This window comes from Cupriavidus sp. FW305-26 (assembly GCF_058787975.1).
Genome location: NZ_JBYTAH010000012.1, coordinates 24,052 through 46,116 on the forward strand (window position 1 = coordinate 24,052; position 22,065 = coordinate 46,116).

The 22,065-nt window shown below is 67.8% G+C and carries 20 protein-coding genes and 1 tRNA gene; 7 read left to right on the top strand and 14 right to left on the bottom strand.

What is annotated here, in order from left to right:
* Nucleotides 1-107 precede the first annotated feature (107 nt).
* Nucleotides 108-593 carry an Lrp/AsnC family transcriptional regulator gene (locus AC3WQZ_RS09650; protein ID WP_010811303.1) on the bottom strand — a complete coding sequence of 162 codons (486 nt, stop codon included), beginning with the start codon at nt 591-593 and terminating at the stop codon, nt 108-110.
* Nucleotides 594-763: 170 nt separating this feature from the next.
* Between AC3WQZ_RS09650 and phhA the strand changes: the two genes are divergently transcribed.
* From phhA to AC3WQZ_RS09670, 4 genes are all read left to right on the top strand, one after another.
* Entirely contained in the window at nt 764-1,693 is a 930-nt protein-coding gene (gene phhA / locus AC3WQZ_RS09655) for a phenylalanine 4-monooxygenase (RefSeq protein WP_010811304.1), read from the top strand.
* Between the two features lie 150 nt (nt 1,694-1,843).
* Nucleotides 1,844-2,143: a 4a-hydroxytetrahydrobiopterin dehydratase gene (locus tag AC3WQZ_RS09660; RefSeq protein WP_010811305.1), complete on the top strand. Its 300-nt coding sequence runs from the start codon at nt 1,844-1,846 to the stop codon at nt 2,141-2,143.
* A 158-nt stretch (nt 2,144-2,301) separates the two neighbouring features.
* Nucleotides 2,302-3,006 (top strand): response regulator transcription factor, encoded by a 705-nt coding sequence (locus AC3WQZ_RS09665; protein WP_010811306.1) that lies wholly within the window; start codon nt 2,302-2,304, stop codon nt 3,004-3,006.
* Nucleotides 3,007-3,134: 128 nt separating this feature from the next.
* Nucleotides 3,135-4,757 (top strand): sensor histidine kinase, encoded by a 1,623-nt coding sequence (locus AC3WQZ_RS09670; RefSeq protein WP_010811307.1) that lies wholly within the window; start codon nt 3,135-3,137, stop codon nt 4,755-4,757.
* Between the two features lie 43 nt (nt 4,758-4,800).
* On the opposite strand, the gene AC3WQZ_RS09675 is transcribed toward AC3WQZ_RS09670, so the two are convergent.
* Entirely contained in the window at nt 4,801-5,316 is a 516-nt protein-coding gene (locus AC3WQZ_RS09675) for an SET domain-containing protein (protein WP_010811308.1), read from the bottom strand.
* 1,183 nt (nt 5,317-6,499) lie between these two features.
* Between AC3WQZ_RS09675 and AC3WQZ_RS09680 the strand changes: the two genes are divergently transcribed.
* Nucleotides 6,500-6,778, top strand: coding sequence for an HU family DNA-binding protein (locus AC3WQZ_RS09680; RefSeq protein ID WP_010811309.1), 279 nt, complete (start codon nt 6,500-6,502; stop codon nt 6,776-6,778).
* Nucleotides 6,779-7,017: 239 nt separating this feature from the next.
* Nucleotides 7,018-8,034 (top strand): DUF2272 domain-containing protein, encoded by a 1,017-nt coding sequence (locus AC3WQZ_RS09685; protein WP_011616254.1) that lies wholly within the window; start codon nt 7,018-7,020, stop codon nt 8,032-8,034.
* A 74-nt stretch (nt 8,035-8,108) separates the two neighbouring features.
* Here AC3WQZ_RS09685 and dinB read toward each other — a convergent pair whose 3' ends face one another.
* The 3 genes from dinB to AC3WQZ_RS09700 form a co-directional block, all read right to left on the bottom strand.
* The gene (gene dinB, locus AC3WQZ_RS09690) at nt 8,109-9,188 is read right to left on the bottom strand and encodes a DNA polymerase IV (RefSeq protein WP_010811311.1); all 1,080 of its coding nucleotides are present in this window, start codon (nt 9,186-9,188) and stop codon (nt 8,109-8,111) included.
* 53 nt (nt 9,189-9,241) lie between these two features.
* Entirely contained in the window at nt 9,242-10,147 is a 906-nt protein-coding gene (rarD, locus tag AC3WQZ_RS09695; RefSeq protein ID WP_010811312.1) for an EamA family transporter RarD, read from the bottom strand.
* 151 nt (nt 10,148-10,298) lie between these two features.
* A complete protein-coding gene (locus AC3WQZ_RS09700; RefSeq protein WP_010811313.1) occupies nt 10,299-11,435 on the bottom strand; it encodes a TRAP transporter substrate-binding protein in 1,137 nt (378 codons plus the stop codon).
* Nucleotides 11,436-11,784: 349 nt separating this feature from the next.
* Between AC3WQZ_RS09700 and AC3WQZ_RS09705 the strand changes: the two genes are divergently transcribed.
* Entirely contained in the window at nt 11,785-13,602 is a 1,818-nt protein-coding gene (locus AC3WQZ_RS09705; RefSeq protein ID WP_454750766.1) for a carbohydrate porin, read from the top strand.
* Here the strand turns inward: AC3WQZ_RS09705 and AC3WQZ_RS09710 are convergent.
* The 9 genes from AC3WQZ_RS09710 to rsmB form a co-directional block, all read right to left on the bottom strand.
* Complete coding sequence (locus AC3WQZ_RS09710) at nt 13,586-14,311, bottom strand: aquaporin (protein WP_492300422.1); 726 nt, start codon at nt 14,309-14,311, stop codon at nt 13,586-13,588. The genes AC3WQZ_RS09705 and AC3WQZ_RS09710 overlap by 17 nt on opposite strands.
* A 287-nt stretch (nt 14,312-14,598) precedes the next feature.
* Nucleotides 14,599-15,219: a LysE family translocator gene (locus AC3WQZ_RS09715; RefSeq protein ID WP_010811316.1), complete on the bottom strand. Its 621-nt coding sequence runs from the start codon at nt 15,217-15,219 to the stop codon at nt 14,599-14,601.
* A gap of 107 nt (nt 15,220-15,326) precedes the next feature.
* Entirely contained in the window at nt 15,327-15,818 is a 492-nt protein-coding gene (locus AC3WQZ_RS09720) for a hypothetical protein (RefSeq protein WP_011616259.1), read from the bottom strand.
* Nucleotides 15,819-15,988: 170 nt separating this feature from the next.
* Entirely contained in the window at nt 15,989-16,189 is a 201-nt protein-coding gene (locus AC3WQZ_RS09725; protein ID WP_010811318.1) for a hypothetical protein, read from the bottom strand.
* Between the two features lie 129 nt (nt 16,190-16,318).
* A tRNA-Phe gene (locus AC3WQZ_RS09730) sits at nt 16,319-16,394 on the bottom strand.
* 60 nt (nt 16,395-16,454) lie between these two features.
* The gene (locus AC3WQZ_RS09735; RefSeq protein ID WP_010811319.1) at nt 16,455-17,165 is read right to left on the bottom strand and encodes a response regulator; all 711 of its coding nucleotides are present in this window, start codon (nt 17,163-17,165) and stop codon (nt 16,455-16,457) included.
* Between the two features lie 52 nt (nt 17,166-17,217).
* A complete protein-coding gene (locus tag AC3WQZ_RS09740) occupies nt 17,218-19,650 on the bottom strand; it encodes a sensor histidine kinase (RefSeq protein WP_492300424.1) in 2,433 nt (810 codons plus the stop codon).
* Nucleotides 19,647-20,537: a DUF4390 domain-containing protein gene (locus AC3WQZ_RS09745; RefSeq protein ID WP_011616262.1), complete on the bottom strand. Its 891-nt coding sequence runs from the start codon at nt 20,535-20,537 to the stop codon at nt 19,647-19,649. The genes AC3WQZ_RS09740 and AC3WQZ_RS09745 overlap by 4 nt, the downstream gene beginning before the upstream one ends.
* A 9-nt stretch (nt 20,538-20,546) precedes the next feature.
* A complete protein-coding gene (gene rsmB, locus AC3WQZ_RS09750) occupies nt 20,547-21,947 on the bottom strand; it encodes a 16S rRNA (cytosine(967)-C(5))-methyltransferase RsmB (RefSeq protein WP_010811322.1) in 1,401 nt (466 codons plus the stop codon).
* Nucleotides 21,948-22,065: the final 118 nt, after the last annotated feature.

A 22,065-nucleotide genomic window follows, 5' to 3' on the forward strand; every position in this document is an offset into this window, starting at 1 on the left:
TGCCATCCTCCGTTCCCGCCACGTTTGCGGCACCCGGCGAGGGTGACACGCACGCCACAGGAGCGCAAGACCGGCACGCAAACCTGCAACGCGCCGCAGGAAAAGATTCAGCGCAGGTGCGACAGCGGCAGCGGGCCGTCGCACTTGATCGCGGTCAGCACGATGTTCGAACGCACGCTTTCCACGCCCGGCACCCGCATCAGCCGCTTCATGGTGAATTCGGCCAGCGTGGGCAGGTCGGGCACGACCACGCGGATCAGGTAGTCAGCCTCGCCGGCCACCGAATAGCACTCCTGCACCTCTTCCAGCAGCAGGATCTCTTCGCGGAAGCGTTCGATGATGGTGTCGGCATGGTGGGCCAGCTTGACGCTGATAAAGACCATCACCCCCAGGCCCAGCGCCTGCGATGACAGGTTGACGCGGTAGCCGGTGATGACGCCGTCGGCTTCCAGCCGCGCCAGCCGGCGCCCGACCTGGCTGGGCGACAGGTGCACGCGTTCGGCCAGCTGCTGGTGGGTGGTGCGGCCGTCGGCCTGCAGGACGGCCAGCAGCGCGAGGTCGAAGGGGTCCAGGGAGACGCCGGAGGCAGTCATACACAAATTCCGCATTCTTCAGTTGAATAATGCACATTATATGCGTCAAAACACCAATACAAGCGGATTTTGCGGCCTTTCTGCGCGCCTGGATGTCTAAACTACGCAGTAAATCCGCATTGATGCTGCCACCGATGCAGCAAGCACGCATTACAAGGAGACGCGCACCTATGTCCATCGCCACGGCCACCGAAGCCCCCGGCGCCTTCCAGGGCACCCTGACCGACAAGCTCAAGGAACAGTTCGACGCCGGCCTGCTGTCCGGCCAGGAACTGCGCCCGGACTTCACCATCGCCCAGCCGGTGCACCGCTACACCAGCACCGACCACGCCATCTGGCGCAAGCTGTACGAGCGCCAGGCCGCGATGCTGCAGGGCCGTGTCAGCGATGAATTCCTGCAGGGCCTGGCCACGCTGGGCATGGACAAGGACCGCGTCCCCGATTTCGACCAGCTCAATGAAACCCTGATGCGCGCCACCGGCTGGCAGGTCGTGGCCGTGCCCGGCCTGGTGCCGGACCAGGTGTTCTTCGAGCACCTGGCCAACCGCCGCTTCCCGGCCAGCTGGTGGATGCGCAAGCCCGAGCAGCTGGACTACCTGCAGGAGCCGGACTGCTTCCACGACGTGTTCGGCCATGTGCCGCTGCTGATCAACCCGGTCTTTGCCGACTATATGGAGGCCTACGGCAAGGGCGGCCTGAAGGCGAACGGGCTGGGCGCGCTGGACATGCTGTCGCGGCTGTACTGGTACACGGTTGAATTCGGTCTGATCCGCACCGCGCAGGGCCTGCGCATCTACGGAGCGGGCATCCTGTCGAGCCAGGGCGAGTCGATCTACAGCCTGGATTCGGCCAGCCCCAACCGGATCGGCTTCGATGTGCGCCGCATCATGCGCACGCGCTACCGCATCGACACCTTCCAGAAGACCTACTTCGTGATCGACAGCTTCGAACAGCTGTTCGACGCCACCCGGCCGGACTTTGCGCCGCTGTACGAAGAACTGCGCGCGCAGCCGACGCTGGGCGCGGGCGACGTGGCCCCGGGCGACCAGGTGCTCAATGTCGGCACCCGCGAAGGCTGGGCCGATACCGAAGACATCTGATCCGGCCCCTTGCCGGCAAACCCGGGGCGCCCTGCCCCGCTTCCCGCTTTGTGAAACAATGCCGGCATGCCCGCCGCCACGGCGCGGGCGGGCCGGCTGTCCGCATTGATTTGCGGCCTTCGTTTTCGTTACGACCAGATCGAGCCCCCTATGACTCCGCTTTCCCCGCAAGCCCGTGCCACGCTGCTGGCAGACCTGCCCGGCTGGACCACCGTCCCGGACCGCGACGCGATCTTCAAGCGCTTCACCTTCCATGACTTCAATGCCGCCTTCGGCTTCATGACCCGCGTGGCGATCCAGGCCGAGAAGGCCGACCACCACCCGGAATGGTTCAACGTCTACAACCGGGTCGACATCACGCTGTCCACGCACGATGCCAACGGCCTGACCCAGCGCGATATCGACCTGGCCCACTTCATCGAGCGCGCCGCCGACGCGGTGACCGACTAAGCGCGGGCGCGGCGGCAGCGCCGGATCGGGCCGCTGTAGGCAATCCGTAAGGAAGCGGAGGCCCGCGCCTAGTACAATCTGCGGCAGGCCCGCACCTCCCGTGTGCGCCAAGAGGCCTTCCCTCCAGCCATGCCCAACTTCCTGCCCGAGCTGCCGCCATGCGTATCCTGCTGATCGAGGACGACCGCCAGATTGCCAGCGGCGTCGAAGCCGGCCTGTCCCGCGCTGGCCACCAGATGCGCGTCGTCCACGACGGCGTCTATGCCACCGAACACCTGCTGCGCGAGCAGCACGACCTGGTCATCCTCGACCTGGGCCTGCCCGGCATCGACGGCATGACCCTGCTGGCGCGCTACCGCGCCCGCAACCGCACCACCCCGGTCATCATCCTGACCGCGCGCGACGAGCTGGAAGACAAGCTCTCGGGCCTGAACGCCGGCGCCGACGACTACCTGATCAAACCGTTCGCCCTGCCCGAGCTGGAAGCGCGCGTGCGCGTGCTGCTGCGCCGCAGCCAGCAGGGCGAGGCCGCCCCCGAGCGCGACGTGCGCCTGGGGCGCCTGCGGCTGTCGGGCAACGACCGCCGCATGTTTATCGACGCCCGCCCGCTGGAGCTGTCGCCGCGCGAGTTCGCGGTGCTGGAACTGCTGCTGCAGCGCCAGGGCCGCGTGGTCAGCAAGGCGCAGCTGCAGGACCACCTGGCCACCTTTGCCCACCCCGCCGGCGAAGGCGGCGACACCGTGGGCGACACCGCGATCGAGGTCTATGTGCACCGCGTGCGCAAGAAGCTCGAGGACAGCGATGTCGAGATCGTCACCGTGCGCGGCTTCGGCTACCTGCTGCAGATCCGCGCCGGACAATGAAACCGCTCCGGCCGCCACGGTCATCCGACACGCGGCCCTGCCCTTCGGCCTAGCCGGCAATGTGGCCTCGCTCCCGCACCTCCTCCCGGGTTTCCTGGCGCACGGCCTCCCGCATCGCAACGCGGAACGTGCCCCCGGCCTCCGCCACCGCTGACGCCGCCGGCGACACCCCCGCGGCGACGCGCCAGGCGTCCCGCCCCGGCTCCAACATCAGCCTGCGCGCGCACCTGCTGCGCGCTCTGGCCACGCCGCTGTTTGCACTGGTGCTGACCAGCGGCTCGCTGTCGTACTGGCTGGCGGCGCACTACACCACGCAGGTGTTCGACCGCGCGCTGTATGGCGTGGCCAACAACATCGCCCAGCAGATCCGCATTGCCGGCCCGCGCCTGGAGCACGACATCCCGATGATCGCGCAGACGCTGGTCGAGGCCGAGGGCACCGACCGCATCTACTGGCGCATCCATGGCCCCGACGGGCTGATCGGCGGCATGGACACCTGGCTGGGCTACGGCACCGGCCAGACCACGCTGCACGATGCGCGCCTGTTCTACGCCTGGTTCAGCGGGCGCCAGGTGCGCGCGGTGCGGCTGCCGGTGATGCTGCCCAGCGCCGCAGTGGACGAACTCGGCACCAGCGAGGCCGGCAAACCCGCGCGCGGGCCGATCGTGGTGGAGGTGGCGGAGCTGCTGGACCGGCGCGAGACCGCCGCCAACGAGATCCTGCTGTCGGTGTCGGTGCCGCTGATCCTGCTGCTGCTGGTCGGCAGCCTGATCCTGTCGCACGTGCTCAAGGAAGAGCTGGTGCCGCTGCAGATCCTGGCCGACAAGCTCAACCGGCAGACTGCCCGCTCACTCGCCGCGCTCGACGAGACCCAGGTGCCGGCCGAGGTGGCGCCGCTGATCCGCGGCCTCAATGCACTGCTGGCGCGGCTGCGCGACGCGCTCGACGCGCAACGCAAGTTCATTGCCGATGCCGCGCACCAGCTGCGCACCCCGCTGACCGCGGTCAAGCTGCATGCCGACCGGGCCCAGGAAGCCGATTCGCTGGAAGTTGCCCGGCATGCGCTGCGCGAGGTGCAGACCGCCGCCGACCGCGCGGTGCGGCTGTCCAACCAGTTGCTGTCGCTGGCGCGCGCCGAGCCGGGGCTGTCGCTGGAGCGTCTCGGGCCGGTGGAACACTTCGACCTGGCCGAGCTGGCCTTCGAGATCGGCGCCGAGTGGGTGCCGCAGGCGCTGGCGCAACGCATCGACCTGGGCTTCGAGATCCTGCCCGGCCCCACCTTCACCGGCAGCGCGCCCGCGGTGGTGCGCGGCAACCGGCTGCTGATGCGCGAGGCCCTGTCCAACCTGATCGACAACGCGGTGAAGTACGTGCCCGCGGGCGGGCGCATCACGGTGCGCGCCGGCGGCGAGGCCATGGGTCACCGCGGCATGGCGGTGGTGATGGTGGAAGACAACGGCCCCGGCATCCCGCCGCAGCGGCGCGAGGAAGTCTTCAAGCGCTTCTTCCGCGGCGACCGCGCCCCTGAGCCGGGCGGCGGGCGGGCGGCCCATAGCGGCGGCGCCGGGCTGGGGCTGGCCATCGTCCATGAGATCGTGACGCTGCACCAGGGCACCATCCGCATCGAGGACGTGCCGCCGGTTCCAGGTGCGGCCGGCGATACCCCGGCCGCGGACGGCGCGCCCGAACGGCGGCCGACCATGCGCTTCGTGATCCGGATCCCCTGCGAACCGCCAGGATCGGTGGCCTGAACCCGCCGCTGCGCTGGCGGAGGCGCGGGTTGGGACGCGCGCCTTACTTGGCCTTCTTCTTCTTTTCTTTCGGTGCCAGCATGGTGCCGCGGCATTGCGGGCTGCCGCAGCGGCACTCGAACTCCTTCTTCAGCTTGGCGGTATAGCGCGCGTCGATGACCAGGCCGTAATCGTAGAACAACTCCTCGCCCTCGGCAATGTCGCGCAGCGCGTGGATGAAGACGCGGCCCTTTTTCTCGCGCGCTTCGCAGTTGGGTTCGCAGGCGTGGTTGATCCAGCGCGCGCGGTTGCCGCCGTACTTGGCGTCGATGACGCTGCCGTCGTCCAGGCTGAAGTAGAAAGTGTGGTTGGGATCGCTGGGATCGTGCGGATGGCGCTCCAGCGCCTTCTTCCACGAAATGTGCTCGCCCTTGTACTCGATCACGCGTTCGCCTTCGGCGATCTGGCCGATCGCATAGACGCCCTTGCCGTGCACGCCTGACTGGCGCACCTCGATCCGGTCGCTCGCCGTCTTCTTCTTGCCCTCGTCCGCTGCCTTGCGCTTTGCCTTGTCCGCCATTTGCCTTTCCGTGCTCGTCGCCTGTTTGCCTGAGTGGCCCGCTGTGCCGGCCGTTCCGGCGCGATCGGGGATGATACCGGTGCAACCGTGACACGTATACGTAACCCCCCTTTCCGGCGACCTCACCGTATACGCCCTGGTTGCGATTGACACGTATACGGCACCCCATTTCCGCCTCAGCCGCGACGCCCGTTTACGTCCCCGCGTGTGGATAACCCCGCCTCGAACTGTGGACAAGCACGCGGATTGGATGTGGGCTGCCTGGGGCTGGCATGGGGATGCCTCAGGCATAAGTCGGAGGGCTTGCGGCACTGGCCTCCTCCGGATGGCTGAGTCATCCACCTCGACCAACATTGGATACGACCACTTCTCGTTTACGTAAACCGTTGAACCGAAAGACGTTTACGTGGTTTTCCACAGCGGGGGCGGGTGTTTACTTACTACTACTATTTGTATACATGAAAGAAAAAGGTAAACCGAAAGAACGAACCAACGGCGTCAGCAAAAGAATGCCCCCAAGGCGTCATCCAAATGGCCGGGACTGTAAACGTCGCGATAGCGCGAAGCTTTGTGGTTTTGGATTTGAAGATTCGGCGTATACCTCGGGCGTATACGCCCAACCACACCGACTTGCGCGTATACGCCGCCCGCAGGATCTGGAGCTGGCCCGTAAACCGCCCCGGCAAGGTGCCATGCATGCGCCGAATAGCGGCTCGGTTCGCCGCCAGCCCAATGATCCGACAACATGCAACATAGTGCAGTCTGCGCCTCCGAGGCTGCCAGAGCGCCTGCAAGCGTTTCTGGCCGTCACTCGCTCTCCAGCCCTGTCCAATGCGCCTGCGCGTGCGCAGAGGGCCTCTGAGGGCCTCTGGCGAGGGATGGGTGAGAGGCTAGGTACGCGGCCCGCCCGCTATCTCGCCTGCGCGACCTGGGGGCCCTGCCTGTCAGCTTAGGACGCTTTCGTCACCTTCCGCGGCTTGCGATGGCTGTACCCAGCTGCGTCGATTTGCCGCGAAGCCCAGCCTGGCGCGGCCTCGCGGAACCTGCCAGGTAACAATCTGTTCCCGGTGCGCCTTGTCCGACACGGTATCATGTGGCCCGCGGTGTCTTTGCCGGAGCGGTGCCAGTCAGGCCGCCCGGCATGCGGACGCCTGTGTTTTATCAACTCGATACGGAGTGAAGCATGACGAAAACCGAACTGATCGACGCTATCGCAGCCGGGGTGGACGGTCTGACCAAGTCCAAGGCGGAACAGGCACTGAACGTGACCCTGTCGGCCATCATGGACGCCGTGGCCAAGGGCGAAACGCTGAGCCTCATCGGCTTTGGCACGTTCAGCAAGGGCGAGCGTGGCGAGCGCATGGCGCGCAACCCGCGTACCGGCGAAGAAATCAAGGTCGAAGCAGCCAAGACCGTGAAGTTCAAGGCTGGCCAGAAGTTCAAGGACGCTGTCAACCAGTGAGCCTGACGGGCTGCACTGCAGGGCCCGAATTGTCAGACCCCGCCATGCCGCCGCCCGGTGCCCGAGGGCGCAGGCGAGCGCCAGGCGGGGGACGTTATCCACAGCGGTAAGCTGATTTTCTGCAGTATCCGCCGCATCGCTGAATCCGTCGCCGGAGCGATCGCGCGCGAAGTCTTCCAACAGGCGTCCAGCCGTGGCCGTGACAGGCCGGACCGGGTGCCGTGCCACATGGGGCCTCCATGCTTGCCCGTCCGCCGCGCCGCAGATCTCCACAGCGTTATGCACAGCGCTTTCCACAGCCGGTTCCACAGCTTTCTCCACAGGCTGCAGGCACCATGCGCGCGGCCTGTGTTGCCGTGGCGCTGGCACTGCTGAGTGCCTGCACCACCGTCAGCGAGCCGGTGCGGCCGCAGGCGCGCGCGCTGCCCGACACCGAAAGGCCGGTGACGCGCCCGGGCGCCACGCCGCGCGAACGCATCGTCGAGATCGCCACGCAGGAATGGGCCCGCTGGGGCGGGCAGGTGGTGCGGCTGGGCCGGGACGACACCTCCTGCGTCACCTACAGCCCGGTGCCCGCACCGGAACTGCCTGCGCCACTGCCAGAGATCCCGGAGGCCCAGCCACCGTCCCCCGCGGAGGCCGGGGCACCCGCTGCCGCCACCACCGATACCGAATCCAAGACCAACGGCAATCCGCCACCGGCCGCCAGCTGCCTGTCCTTTCCGGACGGCACCGGCATGGAAGCCACGCCCCTGGGCTGCTCGCTGGCGCGCCGCTACTGGGGCATCGTCGGCGAAGCGCCCGGCTGCCGGCAGGTGACGCAGGGATCCTGGGCCTGGTCGGCGGTGTTTATCTCATGGGTGCTGCGCAAGGCGGGGCTGGACGAGCGCCAGTTCCTGACCGGGCAGTCGCACTCGATGTACGTGGTCGATGCCCGCGACGGCATCCTGCCCAGGCCAGCCTTCCATATCGAGCCCGTCCCCGCCATGCCCCGGCCCGGCGACATCATCTGCGCCGGGCGCGGACGCGACCGCTATCTGGAGGACATCGCCGAAATCGGCTTCGGCACCACCCCTATGCACTGCGACATCGTGGTCGGCGTGGATCCGGCCACGCGCGTGGTGCGTGCCATCGGCGGCAATGTCCAGCAGTCGGTGTCGATGGAGGAGATCGAGCTGGGCGATTCGGGCCGGCTCGACGGCGTCACCAATTCGCATATGCCGTGGCTGCTGGTGATGCGCAACGACCTGCAATAGCTTGGCTATTGATGCGATTTATCAATACACCATTATTTAAGGTGCGTTGATTATTCGCTCGAATAATCCTGCGCTCAGTCGAACAGTTCCAGCTGCGACGTATCCCGGTCGCTGGTCCCTACCCCCACCCCCAGCAGCCGCACTGGCAAGCCCCGGCGCGCATGGCCCTCAGCCAGCAGGCGCGCGTAGACGGTGCGGTCCGGCGCGTGGCCGCGGCATTCCACCGTGGTCTGGCGGAAGTCAGAGAAGCGCAGCTTCACGGTCAGCTTGTCGATGGTGTCGTGTGCCTGAGCCCGCTCAATGCGGGCTTCCAGCATGGCGATGAGCGGTTCCAGCTCGGCCATGCAGGCCTGCAGGTCGGGCAGGTCGTCGGCATAGGTCTCTTCCACGCTGATCGACTTGCGCTCGCGCTCGGGCGTGACCTCGCGCTCGTCGACCCCGCGGCACAGCTTGTAGAGCCGCGCCCCGAAGACGCCGAACTCGCGGTGCAGCCGGTCCGGCGACCACGGCCGCAGGTCGCCGCAGGTCCCGGCACCCAGGCGCCGCAGCTTGGCCGCGGTGACCTTGCCTACGCCGTGGATGCGTTCCACCGGCAGCGCGGCGACAAAGCCATCGACCGCCGCCGGCTTGACCACGAACAGCCCGTCGGGCTTGTTCCAGTCGCTGGCGATCTTGGCCACGAACTTGCTCGGCCCCACCCCGGCCGATACCGTCACGCCCACTTCATCGCGCACACGCTGGCGGATTTCCTCGGCGATGCGGGTGGCGCTGCCGGCGTGGCGGGTGCAAAGGCTCACGTCCAGGTAGGCTTCGTCCAGCGACAGCGGTTCGACCAGCGTGGTGTATTCGCGATAGATCGCGAAGATCCGGCGCGAGACCTCGCGGTACTTGTCCATCGCCGGGCGCACGATCAGCAGGTCCGGGCAACGCTTGAGCGCCTGCGCCGACGGCATCGCCGAACGCACGCCAAAGGCGCGCGCTTCATAGTTGCAGGTGGCAATCACCCCGCGCCGGTCGGGCGAGCCGCCCACGGCCATCGGGCGGCCGCGCAGCGAGGGGTCGTCGCGCATCTCGACCGAGGCGTAGAAACAGTCGCAGTCGCAATGGATGATCTTGCGCTGGACTGCGGGGGTGGCATCAGGCGGGGCAGACATGGTGGCCAGGCACCGTATCAGTTATGCGTGTGACAAATGAAATGAGTTGATTTCTAGTTGGTTTCATTGATCGACTGGATGATAGCGGGCTTCTGCCGCGTATTCATCCATAGCCCCTCGGCTGCATACAAGGCCAGCGATAGCCAGATCAGCGCGTAGCCGACCTGCTTCTGCGCCGGGAACGGCTCGTTCCACAGCCACACGCCCAGCAGCAGCTGCAGCGTCGGCCCGGTGTACTGCAGCAGGCCCAGCAACGACAGCGGAATGCGCCGCGCGCCGGCCGCAAAGAACAGCAGCGGCACCGCCGTGACCGGCCCGGCCAGCAGCAGCAGCCACTGCGTACCCGGCGCTGCGTGGGTGAAGCTGTCCTGGCCGGTCGCGAACAGCCAGGCCAGTGCCGCCGCGGCCAGCGGGAACAGCAGCAGCGTCTCCAGCGACAGCCCTTCCAGCGCACCCAGCGCGCCGGTCTTGCGCAGCAGGCCATAGCCGCCGAAGCTGGCCGCCAGCCCCAGCGCGATCCACGGCAGCTGGCCTGCCGCCACCGTCAGCCAGGCCACACCGGCCGCGGCTACCGCGATCGACAGCCATTGCACCAGGCGCAGCCGCTCGTGCAGGAAGACCACGCCCAGCAGCACGCTGAACAGCGGGTTGATGAAGTAGCCCAGGCTGGCATCGACCACGCGGTTGGCCGACACCGCCCAGATGTAGAGGAACCAGTTGGCGCACAGCAGCGCCGCGCTGGCGCCGAACGACAGCAGCAGGCGCCGGTCCCTGAGCACCCGGCCGAGCCACGCCCACTGGTGCCGCCAGGTCAGGATCAGGCCGAGGAATACCAGCGACCACACCATCCGGTGCAGCAGGATCTCCAGCGGCGCAATGCCGGGCAGCGATTTGATATAGAGCGGGAGCAGCCCCCAGATGATGTAGGCCAGGAGGGCGTAGAGAATGCCGAGTTGCATAGGGATTTCCGGTAGATGCCGGCGATTCTACCGGCGCCGCGCGATCCCCGCCCGGCGGGCGCCCGCCTGCCGTGGCCAACAAAAAACCCCATGCTCCCGAGGGAACATGGGGTTTGCGGCAAGCCCCGTGCGGCCCGGGGCAGTGTGCCGCTTACAGCTTGCGCGCGAAGCTGAACTGCGCGAAGCCCTGCTCGGCCACGTTGAACCAGGCGGCCTGGTTGTTGCGGAACACGCGCCAGTCGTCGTAGATCTTCTTGAACGACGGGTTCTTGGCGGTTTCGTCGGCGTAGGATTCCTGGGTCGCCTTGAAGCAGGCCTCCATGATCTCCTTGGAGAACGGGCGCAGCTTGACGCCGTTTTCCAGCAGGCGGGCCAGCGCCTGCGGGTTGACCGTGTCGTACTTGGCCATCATGTTGGTGTGCGCCTCGATGGTGGCGGTTTCCAGCGCGCGCTTGTACAGCGCCGGCAGCTTCTCGTACTCGGTGGCCGAGGCGTAGAACGACAGCTGCGCGCTGCCTTCCCACCAGCCCGGGTAGTAGTAGTACGGCGCCACCTTGTAGAAGCCCAGCTTCTCGTCATCGTACGGGCCCACCCACTCGGCTGCATCGATGGTGCCCTTTTCCAGCGCAGGGTAGATGTCGCCGCCGGCGATCTGCTGCGGCACCACGCCCAGGCGCGACAGCACCACGCCGGCAAAGCCGGCGATGCGGTACTTCAGGCCCTGCAGGTCGGCCACGGTCTTGATTTCCTTGCGGAACCAGCCGCCCATCTGTGCATTGGTGTTGCCGCCCAGGAAATTGACGACGTTGTATTCCTTGAAGAACTCGCGCATCAGCTTCATGCCGTTGCCCTGCATCATCCAGGCGTTCTGCTGGCGTGCGGTCAGGCCGAACGGCACCGTGGTGTCGAAGCACAGCGTCGGGTTCTTGCCGAAGTAGTAGTAGCCGGCGGTGTGGCCTATCTGCACGGTGTTGTTCTGCACCGCGTCCAGCACCTGCAGGCCCGGCACGATTTCACCGGCGGCAAAGACCTTGATGTTGAACTTGCCGTCGGTCAGTTCCTTGACGCGGGCCGACAGCAGTTCGGAACCGCCGAAGATGGTGTCGAGCGACTTGGGGAAGCTCGAGGCCAGGCGCCATTCCACGGCCGGGTTGCTGCCGACCACGGCCGGCGCTGCCGGCCCGCTGGCGGCGGCAGGTGCAGCCTTCTCTTCACCCTTGCCGCACGCGGCCAGTGCCCCGGTGGCGGCCACGGCCGACGCTTTCAACAGAAAGGAACGACGTTCCATCTCCACTTCTCCTCTTATAGATATTGATTCGGATGCAGGCTCGCGGCTTGCATGATGCCGCGCGCCGGACCGTGACGCACCAGCCGCCGGGGTACAGCGGCTTGCGCAACGCTGTGCCTGTTGCGAACGGGCACGGCGGCGTGCCCAGCATGCCTGGCGCCGGACGCGGGCCACGGCAAAGGGCTGTCTTACCCGAAAGACAAGCCAGCCGATTATAGCGGTGGCTCTTTCGCCACGGGGTATCGCGCAAGTGCGGGTTTTCGCTAGTCAATCGCGACATATCCGGGGGTTTTTCGCATTGTGAGACGGCGCACAGTGTGATGGATTTTGTAACCCGGCTTGCGGTCAAATGGGTCGGCTGATAAAAAACAGTCCCGCCTCCGGAGCCCTTGCCTGCTCCGGCCATCGATGTTGCTTGACTGAATTGCTGTCCGAATTGCCGCCAGTCTCTCGTCGGATTCCCGCCATCCCGCTTTGTCCCGGCCCTGCCGGACGCGGTGGCCTGCCCCTGCGCCGCCTCGGTTTTGCCGTGCTGGCCGCGTGGGGCCTGGTCGCGTGCGCGCAGACCGGGGATGCGACGACCAGCGCGACCACCCCGCCGCCCCGCATCGAACCGCGCCCGGCGGTGCCGCCGGTGGTGACCGCTGGTTCGGCGCAAGCCGCCGAGCCTGCCACGCCGGCCACGGCAAGCACGGAGGATCCGCTGGCGGCGCTGATCGCCGGCGAAGCGGCACCCGCGGCCAGCGTGACCGTGCCAGCGGCACCGGCGCCAGGTACCACGGGCGAGCCGGCTGCCCAGCCCGGCGTGCAGCCTGACGGCAGCGCGCCGGCAACCCTGGCCGGCACCAGCTCCGCTGCCGACCCGAGCTTCGTCGGACCGCCTGAACCGCCACCCCAGCCGCCGCCGCCACTGGTGCTGTTCCCGCCCCGGCTCGGCCAGTTCCAGGCCGAGGCGCCCGCCGAGCCGGCGGACAGCACCACCGGTGGCATACCGCCGGACGCCCCGCCGGTACTGCACTCGCAGCTGCCCGCCGACGACCCCGCCGGGGATTCCGTGTGGCGCCTCGGCTACAGCGGCCGCGCCGCGGCCGAGGAACGCCCGGCCACCATGCGCGCCTGCCCCGGCGGCGCACTTTCCACCGGCATCGGCAACGGCCTGGCCTGCCGCAGCGCCGGCGAGGTCAAGATCCGCGAATCGGTGCTGGACCTGGATGGCGGCGCGCAGGTGATGCTGATCGCGCAGGCGCGCGGCACCGACGCCACCACGGTCAATGGCCGCCCCGCGGCGATCGATCCCTACGCCCTGGTGCCGCAGTTCTATACCGCCGTCAGCGGCCTGGCGGTGCTGGACGGCGCCACCATGTGGGCCGGCCGGCGCGACAATGCGCCGTTCCTGCTGTCGTCCGGCCTGCTGCCGCCCAATTCCACGGCGATGCGCTTCGGCATCGACAACGCCAAGGTGATCGGCGATATCGGCCTGAGCTACCAGTACACCGCGCGCGCCGACCAGAACGGCCAGAACCTGCCCAGCTACCACTCGCTGCGCACCGCGCCCATCAACACCAACGAACAGGGTTCGATCCAGCTCGGCTTCACGCGGGTGGAGGCGCAGCCGCTGGTGCAGGACCCCGGCGGTGCATGGTGGGCGTCTGCGTTGCATGAGCAGAAAGGCGTGCTGTACGGCACCAACCGGTTCGGGGTGCAGTTCGGATCGGGATCGCGCAACGCCATGACCGGCTACACCGGCATGGGACCGGCGCTGTCGCGCACGCGCGTGGCGGAATCGATGGAATGGAGGGGCCGTTCAGGGCTGAGCGGCGCGGTGGAGCAAAGCCTGCAGTTCGACCGGTCGCCGGTCGGCACGCTGCAGTGGACCACCACGCGCTTGCGTCCTGCTTACGTGGCCAGCAACCAGTTCCGCCTGAACTTCGAGGTCTCGCACGACCAGATCTCGTCCGGCTTCGGCGTCAGCGGCCAGCGCACCGCGCTGACCGTGGCGCCCACGCTGACGCTGGGCAAGTCGGCCGGCAATGCCAACCTGCGCGCCTTCTACACCTATAGCCGTGCCAGCGACGTCGACGGCATCGGCTACACTGCGCCGGCCGACGCGTGGGCCTCGCAGGCGAGCGGCTCGATCTTCGGCGTGCAGCTCAATCGGCGCTGGTAGGGGCGCTGGCGGGCGCAGCGCGCCAGTCGGCCTGCGCCGTGGCGGCCGCAGCGGGTTTGCGGCACAGCCAGTGGAACAGCAGCGTGGCAGCCAGCCCGCCGCCGATCTGGGCCAGCACGAAGCCCGGCACGTCTTGCGGCCGGATCCCGGTGAAGGTATCGGTCAGCGCGCAGGCGATGGTCAGCGCCGGGTTGGCAAACGAGGTCGACGACGTGAACCAGTAGCCCGCGGTGATATAGCCTGCCACCACGAACGGCACCAGCTGCGGCCGGCTGTGCAGCGTGCCGATGCCCACGCCGACCAGGCCGAAGGTGGCCACGCACTCGCTCCACCACATCGCCGCGCCGGTGCGGCTCTGCGCCGACCAGGCCAGCGCCGGCTCGCCGAACATCGCATGGGCGGCCAGCACGCCGCAGACTCCGCCCGCCACCTGCACCAGCACATAGCGCAGCGCATCGCGCGGCGGCAGCGTGCCCTGCAGCAGCGCCGACAGGCTCACCACCGGATTGAAATGGCCGCCCGACACCGGGCCCAGCGACACCAGCAGCGCCACCAGCCCAGCCCCGGTGGCCAGCGAATTGGCCAGCAGCGCCAGCGCGGTGTCGCCTGCGGCGAGGCGCTCGGCACGGATGCCGGAGCCCACCACGATCGCCACCAGCAGGGCCGTGCCCAGGCCTTCGGCCACCAGGCGGCGTACGAGCGTACTCATCGCTGCGCTCCGTTGACGGCGCGCGGCAGCGATAAAGCGGAGCAACGAACGGGATACGAGAGCGACCGCGAGATCGCGGCAAAGGCAGTAAGGAAAACGTGCAGCGGCAAGATGGACAACGTCGCCTGAGACGACGCCTCGAACGGTGGCGGTTCAGTAGCAAGCCCGCGCACATGCGGTGAGCGCGGACGCGACAGTGTTCCGTTCGTGCACGGAGCGCGTCAATGCGTGGCCGCTTTGTTGTGTGCAGACGCGCGGTATCGAATCGCGGCGCTGGCCGCGGGCCGTTACCGGTTGCTGGCCGCCAGCCGCAGGCCGAAGCCGACCAGCGCGATCCCGGCCAGTCGCGTTGCCAGCGTGCGCGCGAACGGCAGCGCCCGCAGCCGGCTGGCCACCGCGTTGCCCGCCAGCACCAGCGCCGCCTGGTAGGCAAGGCTGAGCACCGTGACGTGGGCCATCATCGCCGCCAGCGTGGCCGGCGACGCATCCGGGCGCAGGAACAGCGGGAAGAACGCGACAAAGAACAGCACTACCTTGGGGTTGGTCAGGCTCACCGTGAAGCCCTGGCGCAGGTATACGCGCGTGGACTTGCGCGGCTCGGGCACGCCGGCGTCCGCGGCAAAGCGTGTACGCAGCAGCTGCACCCCCATCCAGCACAGGTACGCGGCACCGAACCATTGCAAGCCGTGGAACAGCAGCGGATTGGCCTGCATCACCGCCGCCAGCCCCGCCACCGCGGCGAGCATGTACACAAGGTCGCCCAGCAGCGTGCCGCAGACCGCGCCCATGCCGGCCGCCATGCCATTGCGCGCGGTGGCGTTGAGAATGGCGATCGTGCCCGGGCCGGGGATCAGCTGGAACACCAGGATGGCGAGCACGAAGCTGGTGTAGTTCTGGATGTCGAACATGGTGGCCTGGCAGTGTCGGATGCGAGTGCGGGATGCATCGCTGCCGCCATGTTAGTGCAGCCTGGCCCATCGCGGCAAAGCGCATGGCTTGACGGCTGCAGCGCGCCTCAGCGCAGCAGGAACGCGATGTCCTCGACGCGGATCTGTGCCACCGGAATGCCCTTGCGGCGCTGGAACAGGATGTGCTGCTGCACGCGGCTGCGCTGCTCGGCAAAGACCCCGGGATCGATCGGCGTGCCCAGGCGCATGTAGTGCTGCACCAGCAGCTTGTAGGCGCGGTGGCGCACCTGCATGGCCTCGGTCTCCGCACGCAGCCGCCGGATCTCTGCCGGGCTGCGGTCGATCGCCTGGTGCAGCTCCTCGACCGTGCGCGCATGCAGCTCGCGGTAGACGTCGCGCTCGGCCTCCATCTGGTGCAGCTCGTCGCGCAGCGCGCGGATCTTGTGCTGCAGCTTCAGCGTCTGCGAGACCGCCTGCTGCACCCGCCCCGCCGCCCCCAGCGCGTGGCTGGCCGCGGCCATGGTGCTCTTCCACAATCCGCGCTCTTCGCCCGCAGTCTGCGGCGGCCAGCGGTTGTCTGTCCCGATCAACGTATCCATCAGACCCCCCGGTAAGAAAGTAAGCCCTGGACCAGCTGTCCGCGTTATGGGTGCGGCTTGGCCGGCTCGGTCCGCGCCGCCGGGCGGCAGCGCGTCAGGCCATCGTAGAGATACATATATCGGCTGCCAAGTAGAAGATATTTACTTCTGGGTTGGCTGTTGCGCGTTGGTCAAGCACGCCGGCAGCGGGGCTGCAGCATGACCAGGGCCATCTTATCCCCTACCAGTCTCGGCAGGATTTCCCGCGCCGGCCGCATGCGGGCCAGTTCCCGGGCGGTGAGCGGGGGGTTGTCCGCGTCCGCGCGCGCGGCAAGCGTCAGCGCCTTGTCCTCGGCATCAGATGGGATATGGATTTTGCGTTTCGTCGACATGGTTCAGTACCTCGCGGCGGGTTACCAACGCCGGTTCACAGGGCCCAGCGCTGCCTGTACACAAATCTGCCTATGCGATGCCACAAAGCAAAAAGCCCGGCTCTTGCGGGAGCCGGGCTTTTCTTGTTCTGGTGGCCTGGGACGGAATCGAACCGCCGACACAAGGATTTTCAATCCTCTGCTCTACCGACTGAGCTACCGGGCCAAAGAAGGGAAACTATAACTGGACTTTTTTGGTCAGTCAAGCGTCATGTGCGTCACAGCCTCATTGCTCGGCCGGCTCGGGCTTGTTGCGGCCCAGTTCGACGCCGAGCTGCTTGAGCTTGCGGTACAGGTGGGTGCGCTCCAGCCCGGTCTTCTCGGCCACGCGGGTCATGCTGCCGTGTTCGCGCAGCAGGTGGTATTCGAAGTAGGCGCGCTCGAACAGGTCGCGCGCTTCGCGCAGCGGCATGTCGAAGGAGAACTGCATCTCGGCCTCGGGCACGCGCGCGGGGCTGCCGTTGGGGGCGGCCTCGGCAGTGGCCTCGGGCACGATGTCTGACGAACCGGGTTCGGCAGACGGGACCGTGGCGGGGGCAGTGGTGGTGGCCGAGCTGCTGCGCGGGCGTTCGATGCCGCGGGCCAGGCCCTGCTCGACCGCGGACAGCAGCTTCTGCAGTGCGATCGGCTTCTCAAGGAAATTGAGCGCGCCGATCTTGGTCGCCTCGACCGCCGTGTCGATGGTGGCGTGGCCCGACATCATGATGACGGGCATCGTCAGCTGTCCCTGCGCGGACCATTCCTTGAGCAGGGTCACGCCATCGGTATCGGGCATCCAGATATCGAGCAGCACGAGGTCGGGCGTACCCGCCGCGCGGTATTCGCGCGCTTGCAGCGCGTTCTCCGCGAGTTCAACCACGTGGCCTTCGTCGCTGAGGATCTCCGAGAGCAGCTCCCGGATTCCCATTTCGTCATCGACTACGAGGATCGTTGCCATACTTCCCCTCTTAACCCCACCGCAGCGTTCCGGGACCGGACGCCATTGTTGACTATGTCAGTTTAACGAACAGGATCGAGATCTGTGCACCGACGATCTCCGCACCTTCCATGCGATTGCGCATCTCGATTCGCGCGCCGTGTTCGTCAATGATCTTCTTTACCATCGCGAGCCCCAGGCCCGTGCCCTTGGCTTTCGTGGTCACGTAGGGCTCGAACGCACGGCTCAGGATTCGTGGCGCAAAACCGGGACCATTGTCCGCAATGGTGAGCTTGACGGCCTGCCGGTTTTCGCCGGCAGAATCTTTGTATTCTACAGTCTCGGTGTTCAGAGTGATATGGGGCGCCGCCCTACCGGCCGCGACGTTCTCGGTGGCGGCATCCTGTGCGTTCTGCAGCAGGTTGTGGATGACCTGGCGCAACTGCGTCGGATCGCCCTTGATCTCGGGCAGCGCGGTGCCCAGCGTCGGATGAATCACCGGATGCTCGTGCACCGCGGGATCATCGATGCCATACAGGTGCAGCACTTCCGCCACCAGGCTGTTGAGCTGCAGCGACTGCAGCACCGCGGGCGGTGTGCGCGCGTAGTCGCGGAAGTCATCGACCATGCGCTTCATCGCGGCCACCTGGTTGACGATGGTGGCCGCGCCACGCTTGAGCACATCGGCGTCGGTGCCTTCGAGCTTGGGCGAGAGCTTCATCTGCAGGCGCTCGGCCGAGAGCTGGATCGGCGTCAGCGGGTTCTTGATCTCGTGCGCAAGGCGCCGTGCCACCTCGCCCCAGGCCACCGAGCGTTGAGCGGAAATCACATCGGAGATATCGTCGAAGACGATCACGTAGCCGGGCTCATCGCGCTCGCAGCCGGGCAGGCGTGCGCCGCGCACCAGCAGCGTAAGCGGCTGTTCCTCGCCCTGCGGCAGCTCGATCTGCTTCTGCCAGTGCTCGGCGCCGCCCAGCACCTCGCTGGTGTTCTGGTCCGAGAAGGCCTGGCGCACGATCTCGCCGAACGGCCCCATGCCAGGGATCTGCTCAACCGGCAGGCCCAGCACCGCGCCGAACGGCTGGCGGAAGATGCGCTCCGCGCCCGGATTGGCGGTAATCAGCACAAAGCGGCGGTCGAACACCAGCACGCCGGCGGTCAGGTTCTGCAGCACGCTTTCCAGGTAGGCCTTCGATTGCTCGAGCGCGGTGCGGTTCTCTTCCACCGCCAGCCGCGCCTCGGCCAGCTGTCGCGTCATCTGGTTGAACTGCTGCGTGAGCATGCCGAGCTCGTCGCGGCTTTTCAGTTCGCGCTTGGGTGAGAGGTCGCCCTCGGCCACTTCCTTGGTCCCCTGCAGCAGCATCAGCAGCGGCCGCGCCAATTGCCCGCCCAGCAGCAGCGCCAGCATCACCGCGATGAACACGGCCAGGAACAGCGTCAGCGTCAGCGTGCCGATATACATCTTGCGCAGGCCGGTGCGGCCCAGCGCTTTCTCCTGGTATTCCTGGTACGCGCGCTGGACCTCGTCGGCATTGCGCGCGAGCACCGCCGGCACGGGGTGCAGCACCTGCAGGTAGCGTTCCTCGCGCACGGTCTCGCCGACCAGGCCGAAGCCGCTCGACGGCGATTCCTCCGGGCGGCGCTCCACGGACAGGCCGGAGCCGGCCCAGCGCGGCGGCTTGGCCAGCGCGCGCGGGGCGCTGCCGCCTGCGGCGTCATCCTGTGCCGCGGTTGGACTGGCGCCCAGCGGAATGATCACGCGCAGCCGGTACAGGTGGCTGCTGTCGACGCGTTCGGGGCTCGGGCTGCCGTCGCCCGACGGGTCGGTGCCGCCCTCCACCGCCGCGTAGCCGCCGGCCAGCCGCGCCTGTTCGGCCAGCACGCCCGAAGGCAGGTCCGGCACCAGCGACGCGTAGTTGCTGGACGCCGTGGCCAGCACGCGGCCGCTGCCGGTGAAGATGGCGGCTTCCTGGACGCCATACTGCTCGCGCAGCCGGTTCAGCTGCAGCGAAGTGGCCACGCCGGAGGCGCCGGCGAGCTGCTCGGCCATCAGGCGTGCCTTGACCTGCAGGTCGGCGAGCGAGCTGTCGATGGTGGAGCGGCCCAGGTTCAGGCCCGCCTCGAGCGCGGTTTCCACGCGCACGTCGAACCAGGACTCGATGCTGCGCGAGACGAACTGCAGCGATACCAGGTAGATCAGCACGCCGGGCAGCACGCCCACCACGCCGAAGAACACGGCGAGCTTGGTCATCAGCCGCGTGCCGAACTTGCCGCGGCGATAGCGCAGCCACAGCGTCAGCGCCAGCGCACCCACGATCAGCACCAGCAGCGCGCCGATCACCAGGTTCACTTTGAACAGCAGCGTGAAATAGCGATCGAAGAATTCGGTGTTGGCCGATGCGCCGGCCAGCAGGCCCACCAGCACCAGTGCCAGGAAGACGATGATCCCGGCCACGACGCGGTACAGCACGCGCCGGAACCGGCTGTCCCACAGCGAGTTGCTCATGGCTGGCTCGAGGCGGGCTGCAGCAGCAGTGCGGGCGACAGTCCGTACGACACCGTCTGCATGGTCAGGCCGCGTGCGTCAATGGCAGCGGCAGGCGCCGACGCAGGCGCGGGTACGGCGGGCGAGGCCGGCAGCGCCGGCGATGCGGGGCCTGGGGCCGGCGCGGGCGGCGGCGCTGCGGGCAGCGGAGGTGGGGGCGCTGCGTTCAGGTCCGTCGGCACCGTATAGGCGAAGCGCCGCCAGTCGGAGGCCAGGTTCCATTCACGCGTGTTGACGGCGTTGATCTGGAACGGCTTGGGCAGTTGCGACAGGTCCAGCCGCATGCGCACTTCCGCGTGGTAGGTCTCGCCCGGCTTGACCACATTGCGCTCGAACACGCGCCAGCCGCGCACGCGCTGGATGAACTGCAGCGCGCCCTTCAGGCGCGTGAACGGCAGCTGCAGGCCGCCGGTGGAGACACGGTACTGGCGCGTCAGCGGCTGGTACGACAGGCGCACGCTGCGGGTGGTGTTGACCGGCTTGTCGTCGAACCAGTACCAGCGCGAGCGCGAGAGCTGGAAGTCGACCGCGAAATAGAGGGAGATGCCCTTGTGCAACGCGTCTTCCAGCGCGGGCGGCAGGTCGAAGTCGAAGCTGGCGGCGAGCTCGAAGCCGCCGTCCTGGAATTCGATGCGCGCCTCGGTGGCCTCGATGACCTGCGCGCGCGCGACGGGCGGCAGCCACAGTAGCGAGGCGAGCGCCAGCACCAGTGCCAGCCACCACCGCGCCAGCAGGCCACGCCTGCCCGCGCCGCCGGGGCGCAGATGCAGGCACGCCCGGTCCGCGGCAGTGTCCACGTTCGTGTCCACCATGACGCGGAAGTCTGACAGGCGCGGCGTGCTCAGCATCGGATCAGATCAGGCGCGTTTCTGGAAGCGGGCGTAGAAGAAGCCATCGTGATCCGACGGCAGGCTGGTGCCGGCAGTGGCGTCCTTTTCGCCATTGGCGCCGGCGGCTTGCGTGGCATGGGTGCCGGGCAGCAGCTGCCCCGGCGCCTGCAATCGTATCGCATCTGCCAGCTGTGCACCAAACCAGCGCGCCTGCTCCTCGCCTTCCGTTGGGAAAATTGAACAGGTGACATAGACCAGGATGCCGCCCGGTTTGAGCAGCGGCCACAGTTGCGAGACGATGCGGCGCTGCTCGGTGATGAGCTTGGCAATATCGGTCTCGCGGCGCAGCCAGCGGATATCGGGATGGCGCCGCACAATGCCCGAAGCCGAGCACGGCACGTCAGCCAGGATGCGGTCAAAGGGCTGGCCGTCCCACCAGTCGGCGGGCCGGCTGGCATCGCCGACCACGATCCTGGCTTGCTTGCCCAGGCGCGCCAGGTTCTCGGCGATGCGGGTGGTGCGCTGCGGGTCGCTTTCCACCGCGGTGACTTCAATATCGGCCAGTTCCAGCAGGTGCCCGGTCTTGCCGCCGGGCGCCGCGCAGGCATCCAGCACGCGCATGCCGTCGGCCACCTCGAGCAGCGGCGCGGCCAGCTGTGCGCCGGCATCCTGCACCGAGACCACGCCTTCGGCAAAGCCCGGCAACTGCGTCACCGGCACCGCGCGCACCAGGCGCACGGCCTGCGGGCCGACCACATGGCCAGCCAGGCCGGCGTTGGCAAGATCGGTCTGGTACTGCTGCACGGACACGCGCGCGGTGTTGACGCGCACCGTCATCGGCGGGCGCACGTTGGCGCTGGCGGCCAGGGCCATCCACTGGTCCGGGTAGGCCTCGCGCAGCATGCGCAGCCACCACGGCGGCAGGTTCCAGCGCGCCTGCTCGTCGCGGTTGACCTCGGCCAGCAGCGCCTTGCGTTCGCGCAGGAAACGGCGCAGCACCGCGTTGACCAGGCCGCGCGCATGCGCAGTCTTGGGTTCGGAGGCGGCGGCGCTGACCGCCTGGTCGACCACGGTGAAGGTGCTGTAGCCCGGGCGGCCGGCGTCCGCGCCGTCCTGCTTGTCGCGCGGGCCCGGTGCGTGTTCCAGCAGCAGCGCCAGCGCCACCGCCAGCAGCGAATCGACCTGCGCGCCCGGCGGGCGCGTGACCAGCTTTGTCACCAGTGCGCGTGCCGTACCGAACTGGCGCATGGTGCGATAGGCGATGTCCTGCAGCGCGCCGCGCGTGGCGGCATCCTGCACGCGGTCCAGCCGCAGCTGCGCGGCGGCGTCCTCGATCGCCTGGGGCAAGGCTGTGCCTTCGCTGACGGCGCGCACCGCGGCGGCGGCGCCAAGCATCTGGAAGGCAAGCGAATCGGGAGGCAGGCGCATATCGGTCAGGCGGCGGGTCAGGCGTTGGAATCGGGAAGCAGGCCGGCGCGGGCACAAAAAAAGCCCGCCGGTCCATGCGGAACAGCGGGCAGTTTACCCTGTGCGGGGGCCCTGCCCC